Below are 19415 nucleotides of genomic sequence, written 5' to 3' on the forward strand. Positions count from 1 at the left end.
CTAGCGCATATCTGCGTAGGGTAAAACGGGTTCGACAGGCATCGGCAAGTTGCCCTGCCATTCATCGAAGGTATAGCGCAGGTACAGCAGCGCCCGGCTAGGGGCGTAGTCCTCGCTGTGCTGGTAGGTAATCCCTGAGCCCAACACCAGATGGTCGGACAGCCTGCGCTCTACCAAGGCCTGCAAGCGGATGCCCGGGCCATTGCTGGAGCCGGAGTCGGTCTTCGAGTACGACCAACCAATAGAACTGTCCAGGCTTGCCGACCAGTCGGCATTGCGCCTGGAATAGCTCAGCGGCACGCCGACCGAGTAATACCGTTGGGGGCTGTAATAGCCCCCCTGGCCCAGGGTGTCCTCGCTCAGGTCTTTGTCGTATCCCCAATACAACAGGGTCAGACCGGTGCGCATGCGCTCGTTGGCACTGTCTCGCAGGCGATAGTAATAACCGCCCATGGCCGAATGGCGCTGGTTGTCGACCACATTCGTGCCGCGCAGCCAGTGGGCGCCGAGGCTGGCCCAGACCCCATCGACTCCGCCTTCGTCATGGCTCAGGCTCAACGTCAGGCCGTTGCTGGTGACACCGCCCCAACGAATACCTGTGTCCGGGTCGACCATGCCGGCATAAGAGACCACCGAGTTGGTCATGGGGCGGCGGGAGGCCGTCAGGGTCCAGCCGATGCTTTGCCAATCGCTGCTGTAGCTGACACCGCCCAGCCAATTGCTGATCTCAAATCCTTGTGGTGTCTGGCCAAGGTCCATGGCCCATTGCTCGTTTTTCCAGCCGACGGCCAAACCCTGGCCGTGAGGGTTTTGCGAGCCGCTGGCGTGCAAATTGACGTGTTCGGCTTGGACAAAACCCTGGCCGTTCGAGAAGGGCGTATCGATGCGCAGGATCGTGGTTTGCGAGGTCAAATCGGATGAGGAGTTGTCCGTGCGCCAAGCGTAATCATGGTAAAGGTTCACGGTGGGATTCTGCTGGCTATAGAGCTCATCGACATCGGCACGCAGGCTGCGCAGCATCCAGTCGTCGCTGTCTTTGGCTCGGCTGGCTTGGGTGATCGCAACGTTGTCGCGAGGGCTCGCCTGCTGCGCACTGATCAGGCCTGCCGCCGCCATGCTGCGGGCATAGTTATCCAGGGCCTGCTGCGGCTGTTCCTTGGCCATCAGGCGCGCCGCATCACGGTAGATCAGCGGGTCGGTCTGTGGCGTCTTTAGGAGCGTGGCGTAGATAGCCTGGGCTTTGTCCGGCTCACCGACCGATGCCCAGGCATTGGCCATGCGCCTGTAAAAATTAGGCGTCGCGTTGGCGGGCGGCATGAGGTTGGCCAGCGCTTGGTGAGCCTGGGATTGGCGGCCGGTGGCGATCAGGGTTTCGATCAAGCCCAGTTGCGCGTCGGGGTCGTTGGGACGCTGTTCGAGCACCTGTCGATAGTAGCTCTGCGCTTGCGAATAATCTTCACGCTGGAATGCCCAATCAGCCAGCGTCGCCAAGTCATCGACCGTCGGGGCACGCAGTAACAGAGCGATCGCCTCGGGCTCGTGGCCGGCATCACGCGACTGCCCGGCTTGGGCCAGTCGCTGTCGACGCTCGATCCGGGCGGCCAGCTCGCGCATATTGTCAGTCCAGCCGGCCTTGGGGATCTGGCCCAGGCTGCGCAGCACTTCACTGTCACGATTTTCGCGGGCCAAGTACAAGCCGTGAGCATAGCGGGCCTCTGGGTTCTGGCCTTGGCGCACCAGCAGTTGTTGGAACGCATCGTCGGCTTCGCGGGGTTTGCCCAAGGCCAGCTCAGCGGTCGCCAAACGGTAGGTCAACCAAGGGTTATCCGGGTCCAGAACGCGTATTTGTTTAAGCAACGGAACCCATTGTGCCCAGTCTGAGCGTTGGGCGGCTTCTTCGGCCTTGAGGCTTAGGCGCTCAAGCAGAATGCTTTGGCGCAGGCTGGCGAATTCCGCCTGGTTGCTCTTGGGGAGTGTGTCGAGAAAGGCTTCGGCCCTTTCGCTGGATTGAGCCTGGTACAAACGCATCAGCCCGCGCATGGCACTGGTGTTTTTTGGGTCTTGCTTACGTGCCTGCAAAAGCAGGGCTTCGGCGCCGATATCATCTGACTCGGCCATGGCGACCTCGCTCAGGCCAATCAGCGCCTCGGCGCTATCCGGCTGCAGGGAGCGGGCCTGATTGAAGGCCTGGCGTGCGGCCGGCAGGTTGTTGGCAGTCAGTGCCGAATCGCCTTTTTGCAGCAACATCCGGTAGCGGGACGCTATTTGCAGGTCACGCCACTTGGTGATGTAGGAGGTGTCTTGCTCAAGTTCCAAGGCGCGGGTAAAGGCTTCGTTGGCCGCTGCATGTTTGCCTTGGCGCATCAGCGCAATGCCCAGCGCACCATAAAGGCTGGGGTCTTGTGGGTAGGCTTTGATCGAGCCGCGCAAGAGGGTTTCGGCTCCCGCCGGGTTTGTGTCGCTATCAAGCAGTGCCTTGGCCTTGCCACCGGCCAACCAGGCGGGGTCGGCCAGCAAACGGCGTTGTTCGGCCAATTGTTTGGCGGCATCAGTAGTCAGTGGTGAGTAAGGGTAGTAACGGACAAATGCGTCCCAGGCGTTGGCCGATTCTGGGCTCACCGGCAATTTAATCAGGTAGTTGTACTCGCGCTCGGCCGCCTTGACGCTGGCCTGCGGATCAGCCGCCAAGGTGTGCAGTACGGCCAGCGCTTCGTCGTTGCGATCTTCGGCGAATAACAGCCCAACCAACGACTGGCGCAGGCTGGCACTGCCTGGGTAATTTTTATCCAGTTGGGTCAGGGCATTGATGGCGGGTAGGCGCTGGCCGGGCAGGCGGCTTCGCACATTCCAGTACTCGACGGCCGAAGCAAGGTCCGGGGGCTCTTGGCCAAACAGTTTCTCGTAGGCGGCGGTGGCCTCATCGAACCGGCCAGCAGCCGCCAGCAGGCGAGCCTGTTGCAAGTCCTTGATCCCTTCGCGGCTTTGCAACTTGACCAGCGCCAGGCCCTGGCGCAGCGCCGGTGAGCCTGGGGCCTGTTGGCGCAGGCGGGTCAGAAGTTGCTCGATCCACAGCTCATTGCGAGCCTGATCGGCGTGCAGCAGCGCCTGGCGAATCTTGCCGACCAACACCTGTGGATGGTCGGGTGCGATCAACTCAAGGCGTGCCAGCGAGTCGTTGACCAGGTCTTCACGAAACATCGCTTCGCCGACACGCATCTGTTGCAGTAACCACTGTTGCTGGGCAGTCACCGGGGCTTGCGCGGCCAATACCGTCGTCGCCACGTACAGGCTCGATACCAGAGCACCGCAGGCCAGGAGTGATCTCACCGACGTTTTACGCAAGACTAGCCTTTGCATGAACCCTTCCAATGCGGCATCAGCCGCCCGTTTTTATCGAACCGGTAACGTTGTTCGTCCCAGCCTTGGCCGAACATCAGCAGCGACTGGTTGTAATAAGCATCTGCAAGCGGTGGGTTCTGCTTGATGCGCGCACGTTGGGCGGCCGTGGCGGCTGTCTCTCCGTGGGCGGCCAGCAGCGGCAGGAGTGCGGCCGAAAAGCCGGCCGGTCCACTGCCGGTGGTCGTTCCGCTCTGGGTATCCACATGCTCGGGCACATAACCCAGGCGTGTCGTGGCTTCGATCATTGGCTTGAAGTGCGCCAGCATTTGCCCGCGACCGGGGGCGTCCTTTGCCAGCATTCCGAGCCACAGGTAGACACGAATCGCGTCATAACTGCCGTCGGCACCTTTGGCATCCGGCGCCCAGCGTTGGTCGGACTGCCAGTTCGACCAATCGGGTGCATAGCCTTTGGGCGAGGCCTCGATGAGCAGGCGCTGGGTGTTCTCGGCAAGCTGCGCCCAGATCGGCGCCACCTTGGCAAATCGCGCCAACAGTTGTAGCGGCAGATAACTAGGATTGAGGCGTGCCCCTTCGGCAGATTGAAAACCCACGTCTCCCGGTAACAACATCAACCCCAGCCCTGGCAGTGTGTGCAGGGTCTGGGCAGCGCTGCGCCAAAGCAGGTTGTGGCCCAGGGTTTCCAGTTCTGGACGCTGCCACAGGCGAGCGGCTTCAAGCAGGCTGTAGGCGATCCACAGGTCGGCGTCGCTGGCATTATTGCTGTCGAGCACCTGCCACTGGCCCTGCTCGGACTGGCCCCATTTCCAGGCGGGCAGTTGGCGATTCAGGTCACCGCCTGCGAGGTTGTTGCCGGTCCAGTCCAGCAGGCGGTCAAAGGTTTTGCGATCATTGGCCACCAGGGCGAAGAACATCCCGTAGCTCTGGCCTTCAGAGGTGCTGATGTGCTGCGTGGAAGAGCTGTCGATGACACGGCCGTCCGCGCTGATCATTGCCTGCTTGTAGTGTTCCCAGGCCGGCCAGGTGCAGTTGCTCTGGGCCTGCCCTGGCTGCGATGCGAATGCAGCAGCCAGGGCCAGGCCGCAGGCAATCGCGGCGCGCTTACTCTTCATAAGTCAGACGGCGACGGGCCGCCCACTGCAAGACACGCCAGACTAAAAAGGCGGTCAACAGAACGCCAGTGGTCGCCATCACGGCCAGCAAAATCGGGTGATCCGACAACTTGAACCACAGCATCAGCCACCATGGCAGATGGCCGACGTAGTAGGGTTCGCCAACCATGTGGCTGCTGACGCCGCTGTTGCGAATCAGCACCACCGAGCCTGCCACGGCCTCCATCTTGCCGCTGTCGCCGAGGGTCTTGCGCAGTAGCTGGTAGTCGGCATCCTGGGTGGCGAGCAGCGCAACGATGCTGCGCTGCTCATGGTAAGGCGACTTCATCCCGACCATCGCGGCAATGGGGCCCTTGGCCGACACTTCGACACGGTTGGCGGCCAGGTTACGCTCATCGCCGTACTGGCGTTCCTGCACGCCGCTGCGACCGGGCTGGGTGTTGCTGGCATGCATCAGCCAATCACGCGAGCGGTCCAGCAGCAGGTTCAAATCAGGGTTATCACGCAAATCTGGGGCGAAGTCGCCAAGCACCAGCAAATCGGCATCGACGTTGACAGCGTCTTCCCATTTATCACTGACACGCAGGCCGAAGGCCGGCAGGCCCGAGCGCGCCGCAATACCCGCCACCGCTTCCAGATAAGTACTCAGATGAATGGCCGACGGTTGCGGCGCCAGCAGCACCATAGTTTCCGACAGGTCAGCCATGCGGCTGTAGGGGAAACCGCTACGGGCGAAGGCCTTGAGGTCTGGCATCGCAATGTAGTGGTGATAGCCGGACATATCGATACTCGACTGATCGTCAATCACAGCCTGGGTATCGACCGGCAGCGACGACTGGCAACGATCACGCTGTGAGCTGCTGGCGGTGCTGGCGAAGCTGAAGTTAAAGCGCAGGGTGTTGCGGTCACCGATCATCAGGGCCGGAACCGACAGGCGCTCGTTGAGGTTGGCCGACTCGCTGGAGAGCACGGCCAAGCGCAGCTCATCCAGGCGACTGTTGCTGTTGACCATTAACGGCAGGCTGGTGATGAACTGGTTGTTGAGGCTGATGTTCAGCCGCGAACCATCGTGGCTCGCGGCTGGCGGGGTATAGCGGTACTTGGTTTGCAGCGGGATACCCTGGTTGCGCCAGACAAACAGATCCGGTGGCAGGTTGATATCCAATGAGATCGGCAGCGGCTGCATGCCGCTCACACGCAGTTGCTCGGGGTATTTGACCAGCTCGGCGAACCGTACCGGGCGGTCTGTGCGCATCCAGTTCGGGGCGTCGTAAGGTTTGCGCGGCAGGATCTGCTGGACATTGTCGACGGTCACGCGAGCGCCACGGAACAAGTCGCCGCCCAGCGCCAATGCCTTCACCGCCGTGATCAGGTCGGCTTCGTTGCGGCCCATCACCAGCAGCACTTTGCTGTAGCGGTTGTCGGGGTTGTCGATGATCTGGATCACCGGCGCATCCACCGGAGGGTACTGATTCAGGTCAGCCAGCAAAGCTGGGCGATGATCATTGGTGGCGAAGACAACCGAAGAATGGGCTGTTTCCTTGGCGGTATCGGCTGGCAGTTGATCGAAGGCTACGGGGAAGCGAGTGCCCCGCCAGCCCGCCTGGCTGCCGAAATACGACGCCAGGATGCCGGCCGCCCGCTGCTCCTCCAGCGTCGGGGAGGCGGCGAAGACCATGTTCAACACCGGGGCTTGATAGTCGCGGGCATCGAAAAAGGGCAGCGGAAACCAAGCCAGATCGTTTTCCGTACTGAGCGCCTGTTCTGTTACCGAAATAGTGCTGACGCGGCTGACGTTGACCCACAAGGCGCTGTTGGAGGGCTCTTCACAGATATCGGTGTAGTGCCCGACGAACTCCAGGCGAACCCGGTTGAAGTCGCTGATCAAGCGCGGGTCGAGCGCCACCTGCTGGGTGACCTTCCTGCCCAACTGGTCTTTCTCGATCGCCAGCACCTGCATCAACACGTCGTTAAGGTAGACCCGCAAGTGCGACAGCGTAGGGATCAGCGCAGGCGAAGGCGTGTACTCCAATTGCAGCTTTGCATCGCTGGCGATGCGGTCGCGACGCAGGGTGAATTCGATCTGGTCGGTGTTGTGGGTGCCCAGCAACAGGCTATCGGCGGGCCGTCCCAGCTGCTCGAAACTGCGCTGCACTTCCCAGCTTGGCATGGCCGGCATAACGGCCGCAGGCTCGGGGTCAGAAACGGTGGCAGCGATTGCCTGAGCCTTCAGGGTTTGCGCCTGGGCAAAGCCAACGGCCAGCAACACCAGGCCCGCCAACAAGGATGATTGGAAAAAGCGGCTCATGATGCGCTCACCGGACCAGAAGATAGTGGGGGGATAGCCTTCGCAAAGCGCGGTACGTAGCTGATCACCCAGGCGAAGAAACGCACGAAGGGAGCAGCCAGCTTGCGGGTCCATGAGGGCAGGTATTCGTACAGGCGGTAGTAACCCATGGCGCCGAGCTTGAGCACGTCGATGAAGCTGCGCAGGGGGCGGTCCTGGATAAAGTCTTCGTTCCAGTTCAGCCAGGCATCGGCACGGGCGAAGGTGCACTGTACGTAGTCGATTTTTTGCTCGGCTGGCAGGTCTTGCAGGCTGACGCCGACAAAATGCTTGTGGCTGCGGGTGACGAAGCAGGGGAACAGGAACTCACGCTCACCGCGCTGCATCAGCAACGAAACCCGGCTGCCCATCAGCAACGACAGTGGCACCTGAAGTTCGACACCCGCACCGCCGTCGGAGTAGTCGACCAGCATGCCCGGGTAGAAATGGCCGTTCTCCAGGCGGATGGCAACCGGCAAGCGCGCCTGCACGCGGTGGGTTTCGCGCACCTGGCGAACCTCGGCGGCGATGGCCACCGCGGCACCGACAATCAGCAGGTTGTAGATCACCCACAGGCTACTGACCAGGATGGTGCCGATTTCGTTGGCCGGGCCGTAGATCAGGCGCCACACCGCGAAGCCCAGGCCCAGGACGTTCAGCAGCGCGAGCACCAGGTACGGTTGGGCGATGCGCCAGTCAAACTGGTCCTCGGCCATCAGGCCGCCCTTGGCGGTCACGTTGAACTTGCCTTTTTTGGGGTTGAACAGGGCAACCGTGGTTGGGCGGGCGATATACCAGGCCAGTACGGTTTCATACACCTCGCCCCAGAACGTCAGGCGGTGTTCGCCTTGCATCCGTGAGTTGGTCAGGCTGGCGTGGACCATGTGTGGAATCACATACAACATGATCATCAAGGCCGGGGCATAAATGATGTAGGCGTGCATCAACAAGAACGCCAGCGGCGCGGTCAGGAACACCAAACGTGGCAAGCCGGCCAAAAAATGCATCATGGCGTTGGCGTAGCAAATCCGCTGGAGAATCGTCAGGCCCTTGCCCAGCAATGGGTTGTCGGTGCGGAAGATCTGCGCCATGCCGCGCGCCCAGCGGATTCGCTGACCGATATGCGCCGACAGGCTCTCTGTCGCAAGCCCCGCAGCTTGAGGAATGCGCAAATAGGCCGAGTTCCAACCGCGACGGTGCAGGCGCAGCGCGGTATGGGCATCTTCGGTCACGGTTTCGACGGCAAAACCACCGATATCGTCGATCGCGCTGCGGCGCAAAACTGCACACGATCCGCAAAAGAAAGCGGCGTTCCACATGTCGTTGCCGTCTTGTACCAGGCCATAGAACAGTTCGCCCTCGTTCGGCCGCTGGCGGAAGGTGCCCAGGTTGCGCTCGAATGGGTCGGGTGACAGAAAGTGGTGAGGCGTCTGGACGAGTGCCAGTTTTGGGTCGCGCAGGAACCAGCCCACCGTCAGTTGCAAGAAGGAGCGCACGGGCACGTGGTCACAGTCGAAAATGGCGACCAGCTCGCCATCGAGCTTGAGCAGGGCCTGGTTCAGGTTGCCAGCCTTGGCGTGCTTATTGTCTGAGCGAGTGATGTAGTTGACCCCGGCCTCGGCGGCGAACAAACGAAACGCCTCGCGCTTGCCGTCATCGAGAATCGAGATGCGCAGCTTGTCGTGGGGCCAGTCGATGCCCAGGGCCGCGTAGACCGTGCCACGTACGATGGACAAATCTTCGTTGTAGGTCGGGATCAGTAAATCGACAGTTGGCCACAGCCGAGTGTCCGCGGGTAATGGCGCCGGGATCCGCTGCAAGGGCCAGCAGGTCTGGATATACCCCAGTAGCAATACCAACCAGGAAAAGGTCTCTGCGATCAACAGCAAGACACCGCAGGCCAGGTCCAGCGGGGCGTCCCAATTCAGCGTCGAGGTGTAGCGCCACCACAGATAGCGGCAGGAAACGATGATCGACAGCACGATCAGCAGCAAGGTCGGGAAGCGCCCCGGAACGCGACGAACCACCATGGCCACCGCCCAGAGCAAAAACACAAACATCAGTTGCGAGCCATAGCCGAACGGTTCGGTAATGCACACCACGACCAGGATCAGGCCCACCGCGGCACAGATATAGTTCAGCCAGTACTGTTGGCGCGGGCTCAGTGTCTGCCAGCAGCGTTTACTGGCATGCAGGGTTTCACTGTCGCGGGCCTGCTGCGGCAACCCATTGAGAAACAGCGCCACGCGCCCCCACAGGCGCAGATTGGACTGGCCGAGGTCCTGCACCCATTGTGGCGTGGGTCGGCGACGGCGTTCGGGCAGCGGGCGGGTGAACATCAACCACAGGCTTTGCAGCACGACACGGATCGGGTCGCCTGCGCTTGGCGCCCGGTTGGCCAGGTGCGGATACCAACGCTGGCGCTGTTCCAGCACCGGCTGCCAGGCCGGCGACTCAAGCCGCAGGAACACCCAGGCCAGCGCGGTCAACAGCGACAGCCAGAGGGCTGTTGGCGGATAGCAGTCGTAGTGACGGCGCAGGTGCCGGTAAGGAAAAATGCGCGCGATCATTGCGCCTCCCTGCGGTGGGTCAGGCACCAGGTCGCCAGGCTCAAGGCATCCTGGGCAGACAGACTGGAGGGTGCGTATTGGCCCACTGACTGCTTGCACGCCATGGCTTCGCGCAGGGCTTCGTCGTTGTGTACGGTAAAGGGCAGCAGGCGCGAAGCCAGATGCTTGCGCCAGACCAGCAGCAGGTCGCGCTGCAACTGGCTGCCGGGGTCGAAGCGGTTGACCAGCAGCGGAGCGCATCCATCGTCTTGTAGCAACATAATGTGGCAAGGTGCATCGGCTTCGACGATGCGGATCGGGAACCGGCAAGGGCCGATCAACGTATGCCCCGGCAGGCGTTGGGGCAAATCGAACACCACCCAATCGTAGTGAGCACAAAGGCTGAGCTGGCGACGCGCCCAGAGCTGCGGCTCATCGATCAGCGTTTGTTCGATGTGCATGGACTCGCGCGCCGACAGGTTGCCATAGGGCAACAAGTGCAGTGTGGGCGCCAGGCTCCAGGCCTGGTCATGCCAGTTCTCGCCGTCGAGCATGGCCCGCGCCCAGCCCATCTTGTCGCTCAAGTCCCTGTTGAAATGCAGGCGCAGCAGATTCTCCGGGCACATGTCGATCATCAACACGCGCTCACCGAGCGTGTGCAGGGCATAGCCGACGGCCGCCAGCAACGAGCTGGTGCCTACACCGCCACGGATGCCATGCAGACTCAATGCTGTCACTTCAATGACCCGACTTGAGCTTGCTGCACAGGTTGCTCGACAGATACGCAAGGCTCCGAAGGCGCCAGCGTGGGAGCGTCGAACGCCTCCAGCAACGGCCAGCGACGCATGGCGCGGGCCAGTTCCATCTGTGCCGAAATATCGATGTACTGCAGGTGAGGCAGGTTCAGTTCAACCTTGAGCCGGGCAATGTCATCAGCGCGTTCAGTGCGCGACAGCGCCTGGTTTTTTACTGGAGTTTTTGTGGGTAAGGTAGCCATGCGCCCTTCTCCTTGATTCGAATGTAAGGCTTGCCGGCATAGTCGAGGACGACGGTTCCGGCATTTTCCGAGACCACCGGTGTCTGCGGCAGGTTGGTCAGCAACGCTTGCCAGTCCGGGCCCTGGCCGTCAGGAGGAAGCGGGGCGGAGTACAGGCGCGAGATAATTTGCGAAAGCGCCAGGTAGCTGCTCGGCTCAGCGACATGGATCGGCTCGCGACCTGAGCGCTTGCCCATGCCGACCAGCTTGATTCCGACCGGTACGTGAGTGATCGAGGCGCTTGGGATTTCACGCATGCCGGAAATCTGCATACGGTCACCGTGCAGCGCCGCGCCATGCTCCGGCACGATCACCACCGCCACGCGACGGCCACTCTTTTCCAATGCCTTGAGGAACGTATTCAGATCTTCCAGCAGGGCCTGGGCGCGCGGCTTGTAGTCGGCACGTTGGGTCCCGCCGTCGGCGGTCAGGGCACGGTTGCCGTCATGCAGTGTGGTGGAGTTGTAGAACAGCGCTACGCGAGCACTGGCCTGGCCTTCGCGGTGCGCCCACCATTTATCCAGCACGTCGCGGTCGCGCCAGATCGGCGAGCCGTCGAAAGCCACCAGTGCACGCTGCAAACCCTGGGTGCTGACCGCAGGTGGCGGCAGCGAGCCCTGGGCACGCACCTCATCGATAAAGCCTTCGAACTGGCCGGTGTGGTTGAGCATCACCTCATTCTCGAAGCCCAGTTTGCGCAGGTCGTCCATCAGCAGGCATTGCTCGGGCGCCATGTCGTACAGCTTGGTGTGGGGCTGCTGGCCGCAGCTGGCGCGCAAAAGACGAATCGCTGCCGGGCCGCTGTAGGAGGTCGCGGAGTTGAAGTTGTCAAACACCACGTCCATCTGCGACAGCAGCGGGTTATCGCGCAGCCCCACGGAATCAAGGTCGTCCCAGGCCAGCGAACAGATATTGATCAACAGCAGGTCGAAGGGCTGGGACGTGGCATCCGCCGCCTTGAATTCGACGTGCCGGCCGGCCTCGGTGTCATAGAACTTCTGCAGGTAAGCGTCCAGGGTCTTGCTGTCTGGCTCACCTGCTGCAGTCGTGGGAGTCGCTGCGGCGGACTGTACCAATGGCTGTTGCATCGGCCCTGGCAGGGCCAACAGGCTACTGGCACCCAGCCAGGCGAAAGCGACCAGCGTAAAGGTGGTGAGCCGCAACCACTGATGGATGAAAAAGTACGCCACCACCATCAGCATCAGGACGCCACACAGGTTCCAGTCAACGAACCGGCCTGCCAGTTCCAGCAGGTAGTCAGGGGTGAAGTTCAATACGCCGGGTTGATCGAGCAGACGGCTGAACGGTGGCAGCCAGGTGTCCTGGTAAAGCAATGCCGCGCCGACCGGGATCGCCACCAGTGTTCTGAGGTTGGCCACGTAGCGATGGCGCAGCGGAATCAGCAATGCAGCGGCGAAGACCAGGTTGGGCAGCAGTTGCAGGTTCAGGTAGCCGCCCCACAGCAAGGCGAATTTCATCAGGAAATACAGGTTCCAGCGCCCTAGGCCCGGCCAGCTCCAGGCGCTCTGCCGCACTGGCAGCCCGGCGTCGAGTTTCTCAAACTGGCTCATCGGTCTCACCCGTCACGGCCGGTGCAGGCGCGCGACGACGCGTGCCACAGGGCTTCAGATAACGGGGCGACAGGTGTCGCTGGAACCTGCGCTCAAGACGTTGGCCAACGGCACGCAATAGCAGTATCAGCGCCACGGTCAGCAGGCAACTGGCCGCGATGACTTGCAGCAGTTGTTCGAACATCATGGGCAGGGCTCCGACAGAGGCAGGCTGATGCGGTGTGGGATGTAACCGGTGCGATCGATGGCCTGGGTCAGGTCGTCGGCAACCTTCTCGCTGGCCAGCCGGAAAGTCTCAGGCTGGCGCGGCGCTTCGAAAAACGCCTGGCGAGGCAATTCATCCACCGTCGGCAACTCGCTGAGCTCGCTGAAAATATCGCGCCAAGGCAAGCGGCAGATATTGCCCAGCGCAGGCTCTCGCCCATCGGCACGGCAGGCGAACAGAAACAGATAGAAGTAGTCGCCCAGCACACAGGCGACGTCGCCGAAACGTCGCAAGGTGATCTGATTCAGGTACTGGCCGATGTCCAGGTCACCACGAGGGCGAAACCGCAGCAATTGATGGGTCACTTCTCCTGAAGCGCCGCCATAGACTTGATCGAGAGTAGTAATGAACGCCTGTGGCTCCAGCAAGCCGCGTTGGGCTGGCGGGCGTAGGCGGTCGAACACCATCTCCACGTTGGCGACCTGGCGATGGCGCCAGACCTGGCCTTGAGTGCTGTCTACCAGGCTGAGGAAATGCGCAAGCGCAGTCTTGAGCGGGACGATCAGGTTGGCGCCACAGGACAGCAGCAGGCGTTCGTCTCGGTAGCGCAGGCACGGCTCCATTTCCCGGACGATGATCTTCAGGGCGACACCGCAACGCTCACGCAGATCGTGCAGGCGGCGCGCCAGCATCTCGACCTCCTGGTTGCTGTCCAAGGCAATGATCACGGTGGCAGCACGTGCCTGACCTGCTTGTTGCAGCAAATCCTCACGGTGCTCGAACAGACGCCATTGCTCCGAAAGCGGCGGTGCGCCCTCCAGCACCGAGCGCTGGGTCAGGTAGATGCGCTGGTCATCGGTACGAGTCGGCGGCGGGCTCCAGCGCTGAGAGACGCTCAGGCAGAACGCATCCTCTTCAAGCGCAAGCTCAAAGGCTTGGGCTGCGCAGACGCCCATTGCGCTGCGCCAGAAATTCAGTTGATAGCAAATTCCGCCATCGCGACGATAAAGCTGGGCAAGGCCGGAGAGATCCTCATTGAGCGACAGCAAGCGTTCATGCACCTGGGGGGCCTGGCCGTGGCTCAACACCAGCAGCGTACAATCGCGGTCATTGAGCCACTGGCGCATGCCCTGCACCCAGCGCTGCAAATGAGCCGCAGGCAGGCTACTCAGGTGGCTGGCAGCGAGCATCAGCACCAAGACGCTGCCCGGGCGAATCTTGACCCGCAGCAGGTCTGAGGCGAAGGCGTTGAAGGCAGCTGAAATGGCAGCCTCATCGGGTACCGAGAACATTCTCAGGGTGCCGGGCCCGACAGTGTTGGTCATGGGCTCGACAACCGTGGCAGGGTCCTGGCCGCAGCACGTCAAGACGGCGCAATGTGCTTCCTGCAGTGCCGATAGAAACTGGCGGGCGAGAAGGGTTGCATCGGCCGATTGGTCTATCGCAACCCAATAGACGCCTGCGGTTCGCAGACGAATGTGTTCATCCTGCAACTGCCGGATGGCCAACGTGACATGACTCAAGATCTACTACTCCACCTGATCCTAATGCCTAGGCGCGCTGGGCTGACGGGTCGTCGGGCGCGCGCCTAACTACAAGGACTGCATCCGCGCAGGCGGAGCGCTGCGCAGCCGAAAGGGCAGGCAGCAGACACTTCACTTGCTAGTCACTTGAAAATTTGAAATTTGGGCTGAAACGCTGCGCTAAAGATTTGTACGCACGTTAATCATCGAAACTGCCTACACAGGTCAGAGCTTTTCCTTAGGCAGATTCGATCTAACCCAAATAGGGCTTATTCGATCATGGATAATTAACACTGTGTGATGTCATGGTGATAGTGTCAATATTTTGTGCGCAAATGCAAATTTTATTTAGATGAACGGTATGCAGCTGCAAATATCGTCATAAAAATGGCGCATGGGCCTGACACCCTGCCTATAATTATCGGCGGCGGATTTTACGTATTGGCGCTGACAATGGGATGATCTTTTCGCAACCTTTCGTCTGGTTGATAGGGGATTCCCGACACCGGGTTCAACCCAGATGCAGAGCACAACGCGGATTGCCGCCATCGATAAGAGTTGAGAGGATTGCACAGCGATCAATCCTTCCTCCCTTATGAGTGTGCCCCATGCAGCTCCCCGATCTGAATCTTCTGGTGGCCCTCGATGCCTTGTTAAACGAGGGCAGCGTGGTCGGTGCTGCGCGCCGGATGCACCTGAGCCCGGCAGCCATGAGTCGGACATTGACGCGCATTCGTGAAGCGGTCGGTGACCCCATTCTGGTGCGCGCCGGACGTGGCCTGGTGCCTACCCCCAAGGCACTGGCCCTGCAGGAGCAAGTTCGCGCACTGGTCGAACAGGCCGGGCAACTGTTTCATTCAAAGCAGGAAGTTGACCTCGCAAGCCTCACCCGACGTTTCAACGTGCGCGCCAACGACGTCTTCGTCGGTGCCTTTGGCGGCAAGCTGCTCGCGGCCATGGAACGTGACGCGCCCCACGCCGAACTGCGCTTTGTGCCCGAAGGTGAAAGCGACGATGAGGCCTTGCGCGAGGGGCGGATTGATCTGCGCGTTTGTTCGACGCGCCACCTGGGGCCGGAAATCATCAATCAGACGCTATTCAATACCGCTTTCGTGGGCTTGGCGCGCGAGGATCACCCGATCTTTGCCCAGGACTTGAGCGCCGAAAGCTTGTGCCAATACGCGCACATCAGTGTCTCGCGTCGCGGTCGAGCACGGGGGCCGATCGACACATCGCTTGCGGCCATGGGCTTGAAGCGAAGGGTGGCATTGATTTCCCCCAACTTCCATTCGGCCATGTTTACGCTGCAGGATTGCGACCTGATCCTGCCCCTGCCGGAACTGGCGCTGTGGGGGGCGCAGCAGCAGGGTCTGCATTTGCGCGCCTTCCCCTTGCCGCTGCCATTGGAGTCGGTGGTGGTCATCCAGGCGTGGCACCCACGTATGAACAATGATCCAGCTCACCGCTGGTTGCGCCAGACCTTTAAAGCGTGTTGTGCCGAGCGTTCACGGGCTGCTGGGCTGTCACTCTGATAGCTGCGTCAAGCGCAATGAGTAGCTGCTGATAAGTCAGTTTTCGTAAGGCATCAAGGATTTTAGACTGGCTGGGTTTTTATCCCCCGGAGTCTTTGATCATGAGTTCGCTTGCGGCCTCAAGCGCACCCACCGCCACTGTCAGCAAACCCGCCGCGCCGGCAGCACTCGGCCTGCGCCTTGGCGTAGGACTCGTGGGTGTATTGTTGGCGGTGCTGCTGGCTGGCTTCAATGAGATGGTCGGCAAGGTGGCGCTGGCCGATATCCGTGGTGGCCTGCGGCTGGGCTTTGATGAAGGGACCTGGCTGATTGCCTGTTACAGCGCCACGAGCGTGGCGGCCATGGCCTTTGCGCCCTGGTGTTCAGTGACCTTCTCGTTACGGCGTTTTACTTTGGGCGCGATTGGCGCCTTTATGCTGTTGGGGCTGCTGACCCCGCTGGCCCCGAACCTGCCGAGCCTGTTGCTGCTGCGCACGCTGCAAGGGCTGGCGGCCGGCAGCCTGCCGCCAATGCTGATGACCGCTGCACTGCGATTTTTACCGCCCAATATCAAACTCTATGGCTTGGCCAGTTATGCCCTGACCGCGACATTTGGCCCGGGCATGGGCACGCCGCTGGCGGCCTTTCTGACGGATAACCTGGGCTGGCACTGGACCTTCTGGCAGATCCTGGCACCTGGGCTGCTGGCGTTGGCTGCAGTGGCTTGGGGCTTGCCGCAGGACCCCTTGCGGCTGGAGCGCTTTCGCCAGTTCAACTGGCTCGGCTTGCTGCTCGGTTTCCCGGCCATCTGCGCGTTGGTCATCGGCTTGTTGCAGGGCAATCGGCTGAACTGGCTGCACTCGCCGCTGGTGTGCTGGTTGCTGGGCGGTGGCCTGGTATTGCTGGTGGCATTTTTCATCAATGAATGGTTTGCCCAAGTGCCGTTTTTCCAACTGCGGCTGTTGGCCAATCGCAATCTCACCCATGCCTTGTTGACCCTGGGCGGCGTGCTGGTGGTGCTCACTGCCGCCGTTGTCATCCCCTCTGGATACCTGGCCCAAGTCCAGGGTTACCGCCCGATACAGACCGCCCCCATGATGCTGGTGGTGGCTGTGCCGCAATTGCTGGCACTGCCGCTGGTGGCGGCGCTGTGCAACCTGCGCTGGGTCGATTGCCGCTGGGTGCTGGCAACGGGGCTGGGCATGCTGGCGCTGTCATGCCTGGCCGGCTCCGGGTTGACGTCCCAGTGGATTCGCAACGACTTTTATCCGTTGCAGCTCTTGCAGATTTTTGGCCAGCCCATGTCGGTGATTCCCTTGCTGATGCTCGCCACCGGTAGCCTGGCCCCCACCGACGGCCCCTATGCCTCGGCCTGGTTCAACACGGTCAAGGGCATGGCAGCGGTGGTCGCCAGCGCTGTGCTGGATGCGCTGACCACATCACGCCTGCATTTTCATTCCACCCTGCTGGTTGATCGCCTGGGCAACTCACCGTGGCTGGACGGCGACCCGGCAGTGCTTGCCCAGCGCCTGCATCGCCAGGCCGTGGTGCTGACCAGCGCCGACCTCTATTACGTCATGGCCTGGATCGCCGTGGCCTTGATGCTGTTGATTCCCTGGCTGCCAACGCGTGTGTATCCGCCTCGAGCCCCAGTCGCCCCTTTGTCGAGACAAAACCCATGAAACCCTCCCGCACTGTTACCTATACGGCACTGGCCGCACTGTCCATCGCGCTACTGGCTTCGGTCATGGGCGCCAAACTGGTCGGCGGGACGCGCCAGGGCACCGATGATGCTTATGTGGCTGCTGACTTCACCGTGGTCGCACCCAAGGTGGCCGGCTTTATCAGTGAGGTGTTGGTCGAAGACAACCAGCGGGTCAAGGCCGGGCAATTGCTCGCCGTGATCGATGACCGGGATTTGCGCGCCGCGGCCAGCGCCGCCCACGCCAATGTGCTGGTGGCCAAGGCGCGACTGCAGGACGCGCAGAACACCCTGGAGCAGCAGTCGACGGTGATCGCCCAGCATCAGGCCGGCCTTGCCGAAGATCAGGCGGCGCTGGATTTTGCCAAGCGTGAGCTGACCCGTTACGAACACCTGGCCGGCAATGGCGCCGGCACGGTGCAAAACGCCCAACAAGCCCGCACCCGCGTCGAGCAGACCACTGCGCGCCTGGCCAAGGCCAGCGCAACGCTGGCCGCTGCGCGTCAGCAGGTGGCGATACTCAGCGCCCAACGCGATGCCGCCGCCGGCAGCCTGGAGCAGGCCCGGGCGAGCCAGACATTGGCTGATTACCAGCTGTCGTACACACGTATTAATGCCCCGTTCGATGGCATGGTCGGTGAGCGCGCAGTGCGGGTCGGCGCCTACGTCACGCCAGGCAGCAAGTTGCTGGCGGTGGTGCCACTGGACAAGGCCTATGTGATCGCCAACTTCCAGGAAACCCAGTTGACCGATGTGCGGGCCGGTCAGCCTGTGAGCATCAAGGTCGATACCTTCCCGGACGCGGTCTTGGTCGGCCATGTCGAAAGTATTGCTCCGGCTACCGGTGTGACCTTTGCCTTGGTGCGCCCGGACAATGCCACCGGCAACTTCACCAAAGTGGTCCAGCGCATTCCGGTACGCATCAGCCTGGACGGCAATCAACCGCTACTCGGCCACTTGCGTGTGGGCATGTCGGTACAGGCCGACATCAACACCACGCGCGATGTCCATGAAGAGGTCTCGCTGCAATGAGAACGTTGGCGATGGTGATGGCGGGCGTTGTCTTGAGTGGCTGCACCCTGGGGCCAGATTTCAACAAGCCGATTGCAGTGAGCCCCGAGCAATGGCTGGCCACCGAGGGCAAACAGGGCGCCAGCCGGCCGGTGGATCAGGCACTCACCGAGCGTTGGTGGGAGGTGTTCGCCGACCCGCAGTTGTCGGCGCTGAGCGAGCAGGTGATCACCAGCAACCTCGACTTGAAGTTGGCAACATCACGATTGCAACAAAGCCGGGCGCTGTATCAGGTGGTGACGGCCGATAACGCTCCCGATCTGTCGGCGACCGGTGGCTTCAGTCGGCAAAGACGTTCAGCCAAAGGCCTGAATGATCCTTCGGGCAATGCCGGGCGCGAGTCGTTCAGCCTATTGGACGGTGGTTTCCAGGCCTCCTGGGAGCTGGACTTCTGGGGCCGTCTGCAACGCCAGACCGAAGCGGTTGACGCTGCGCTGGAGGTGGCTGAAAACGACCGCCGCGAAGTGCTGTTGAGCCTGCTGGCGGAAACGGCCCAGGACTATTTGCAATTGCGGGGCGTGCAAAGCACCGAAGCCATCACGCGCCAGAACCTGGACGTGGCTCGACACAGCCAGTCGCTGACGCAATTGCGTTTCAATGATGGAGTCGCGACTAACCTTGATGTTGCCGAGGCAGGCGCGCAGGTCGCCAGCATTGAAGCTCGCCTGCCCTCGTTGGCACAACGCGAAGCCCAGTTGATCAATGCCCTGAGTTTGTTGGTCGGTGAGCAACCACGCGCCTTGCAAGCTCGATTGCAGAAGGAAGCGCCGCTGCCACAGCCACCCGCTCAAGTCAGTCGAGGCCTGCCTTCGGAGTTGGCCGAGCGGCGCCCTGATATCCGCAGGGCCCAGGCGCGACTGCACCAGGCGACCGCCAGCATTGGTGTGGCCAAGGCCGACTTTTACCCACGCATTACCCTCTCGGGCAGCCTCGGTTCGCAAGCCTTGCAGCTCAGCGATTTTGGCTCTTGGGGCTCGCGCCAGTTCGGCATCGGACCACAGTTCAGTCTGCCGCTGTTCGACGGTGGCCGCCTGCGCGGTACGCTGGCCCTGCGCGAAGCCCAGCAGCAGGAAGCGGCGCAGGCTTATCAACGCACGGTGCTGGGTGCCTGGCACGAGATTGATAATGTACTGACCTTGTACAACAGCCGACAGTTGCGACGTGACCACCTGACCGAAGCCGTCCGCCAAAACCAGATCGCCCTGCAAACCGCGCAGCACCAGTATGTGGAAGGCGTGGTCGATTTCGTCAACGTGCTGACCGTGCAGAGCGCTTTGCTGGCAAGCCAGGAGCAACTGATCGAAAGCGCTGCCGGAGTGTCGTTGGCCCTGGTCGACTTGTATCGCGCACTGGGCGGCGGTTGGCAGTCGGTGTACCCACTGGCCACCGCCGAACCACCGGCTCTTACCTCGGGGGTGCTGGATCAATTGTAGGAGCAGACCTTGGTCGCGA

Annotated in this window: 13 protein-coding genes; 4 read left to right on the forward strand and 9 right to left on the reverse strand. The window is 61.6% G+C overall.

The window, feature by feature from the left end:
- The 9 genes from AC3IX4_RS00645 to AC3IX4_RS00685 are packed head-to-tail and all read right to left on the reverse strand — an operon-like array spanning window position 1 to window position 13679.
- Window positions 1-3357: a cellulose synthase subunit BcsC-related outer membrane protein gene (locus AC3IX4_RS00645; RefSeq protein WP_489258774.1), complete on the reverse strand. Its 3357-nt coding sequence runs from the start codon at window positions 3355-3357 to the stop codon at window positions 1-3.
- Window positions 3345-4469: a cellulose synthase complex periplasmic endoglucanase BcsZ gene (bcsZ, locus tag AC3IX4_RS00650; RefSeq protein WP_489258775.1), complete on the reverse strand. Its 1125-nt coding sequence runs from the start codon at window positions 4467-4469 to the stop codon at window positions 3345-3347. Before bcsZ ends, AC3IX4_RS00645 begins: the two co-directional genes overlap by 13 nt.
- The gene (gene bcsB / locus AC3IX4_RS00655; protein WP_489258776.1) at window positions 4459-6777 is read right to left on the reverse strand and encodes a cellulose biosynthesis cyclic di-GMP-binding regulatory protein BcsB; all 2319 of its coding nucleotides are present in this window, start codon (window positions 6775-6777) and stop codon (window positions 4459-4461) included. Before bcsB ends, bcsZ begins: the two co-directional genes overlap by 11 nt.
- Window positions 6774-9365, reverse strand: coding sequence for a UDP-forming cellulose synthase catalytic subunit (gene bcsA / locus AC3IX4_RS00660; protein WP_489258777.1), 2592 nt, complete (start codon window positions 9363-9365; stop codon window positions 6774-6776). Before bcsA ends, bcsB begins: the two co-directional genes overlap by 4 nt.
- The gene (gene bcsQ / locus AC3IX4_RS00665) at window positions 9362-10081 is read right to left on the reverse strand and encodes a cellulose biosynthesis protein BcsQ (protein ID WP_489258778.1); all 720 of its coding nucleotides are present in this window, start codon (window positions 10079-10081) and stop codon (window positions 9362-9364) included. The genes bcsA and bcsQ overlap by 4 nt, the downstream gene beginning before the upstream one ends.
- Window positions 10078-10341 carry a cellulose biosynthesis protein BcsR gene (bcsR, locus tag AC3IX4_RS00670; RefSeq protein WP_489258779.1) on the reverse strand — a complete coding sequence of 88 codons (264 nt, stop codon included), beginning with the start codon at window positions 10339-10341 and terminating at the stop codon, window positions 10078-10080. Before bcsR ends, bcsQ begins: the two co-directional genes overlap by 4 nt.
- Window positions 10311-11951 (reverse strand): cellulose biosynthesis protein BcsG, encoded by a 1641-nt coding sequence (gene bcsG / locus AC3IX4_RS00675; protein WP_489258780.1) that lies wholly within the window; start codon window positions 11949-11951, stop codon window positions 10311-10313. The genes bcsR and bcsG overlap by 31 nt, the downstream gene beginning before the upstream one ends.
- Window positions 11938-12138, reverse strand: a complete 201-nt coding sequence (gene bcsF, locus AC3IX4_RS00680; RefSeq protein ID WP_489258781.1) for a cellulose biosynthesis protein BcsF — start codon at window positions 12136-12138, stop codon at window positions 11938-11940. The genes bcsG and bcsF overlap by 14 nt, the downstream gene beginning before the upstream one ends.
- A complete protein-coding gene (locus AC3IX4_RS00685) occupies window positions 12135-13679 on the reverse strand; it encodes a BcsE family c-di-GMP-binding protein (RefSeq protein ID WP_489258782.1) in 1545 nt (514 codons plus the stop codon). The genes bcsF and AC3IX4_RS00685 overlap by 4 nt, the downstream gene beginning before the upstream one ends.
- 608 nt (window positions 13680-14287) lie before the next feature.
- Here AC3IX4_RS00685 and AC3IX4_RS00690 point away from each other — a divergent pair.
- The 4 genes from AC3IX4_RS00690 to AC3IX4_RS00705 all read left to right on the forward strand — a co-directional run bounded on the left by AC3IX4_RS00690 (window position 14288) and on the right by AC3IX4_RS00705 (window position 19396).
- A complete protein-coding gene (locus AC3IX4_RS00690) occupies window positions 14288-15211 on the forward strand; it encodes a LysR family transcriptional regulator (RefSeq protein ID WP_489258783.1) in 924 nt (307 codons plus the stop codon).
- 101 nt (window positions 15212-15312) lie between these two features.
- Window positions 15313-16872: an MFS transporter gene (locus AC3IX4_RS00695; RefSeq protein ID WP_489258784.1), complete on the forward strand. Its 1560-nt coding sequence runs from the start codon at window positions 15313-15315 to the stop codon at window positions 16870-16872.
- Entirely contained in the window at window positions 16869-17924 is a 1056-nt protein-coding gene (locus AC3IX4_RS00700) for an HlyD family secretion protein (protein ID WP_489258785.1), read from the forward strand. The genes AC3IX4_RS00695 and AC3IX4_RS00700 overlap by 4 nt, the downstream gene beginning before the upstream one ends.
- Window positions 17921-19396 carry an efflux transporter outer membrane subunit gene (locus AC3IX4_RS00705; protein ID WP_489258786.1) on the forward strand — a complete coding sequence of 492 codons (1476 nt, stop codon included), beginning with the start codon at window positions 17921-17923 and terminating at the stop codon, window positions 19394-19396. Before AC3IX4_RS00700 ends, AC3IX4_RS00705 begins: the two co-directional genes overlap by 4 nt.
- The last annotated feature ends 19 nt before the right edge of the window (window positions 19397-19415 follow it).

The organism is Pseudomonas sp. KH_021, assembly GCF_057838865.1.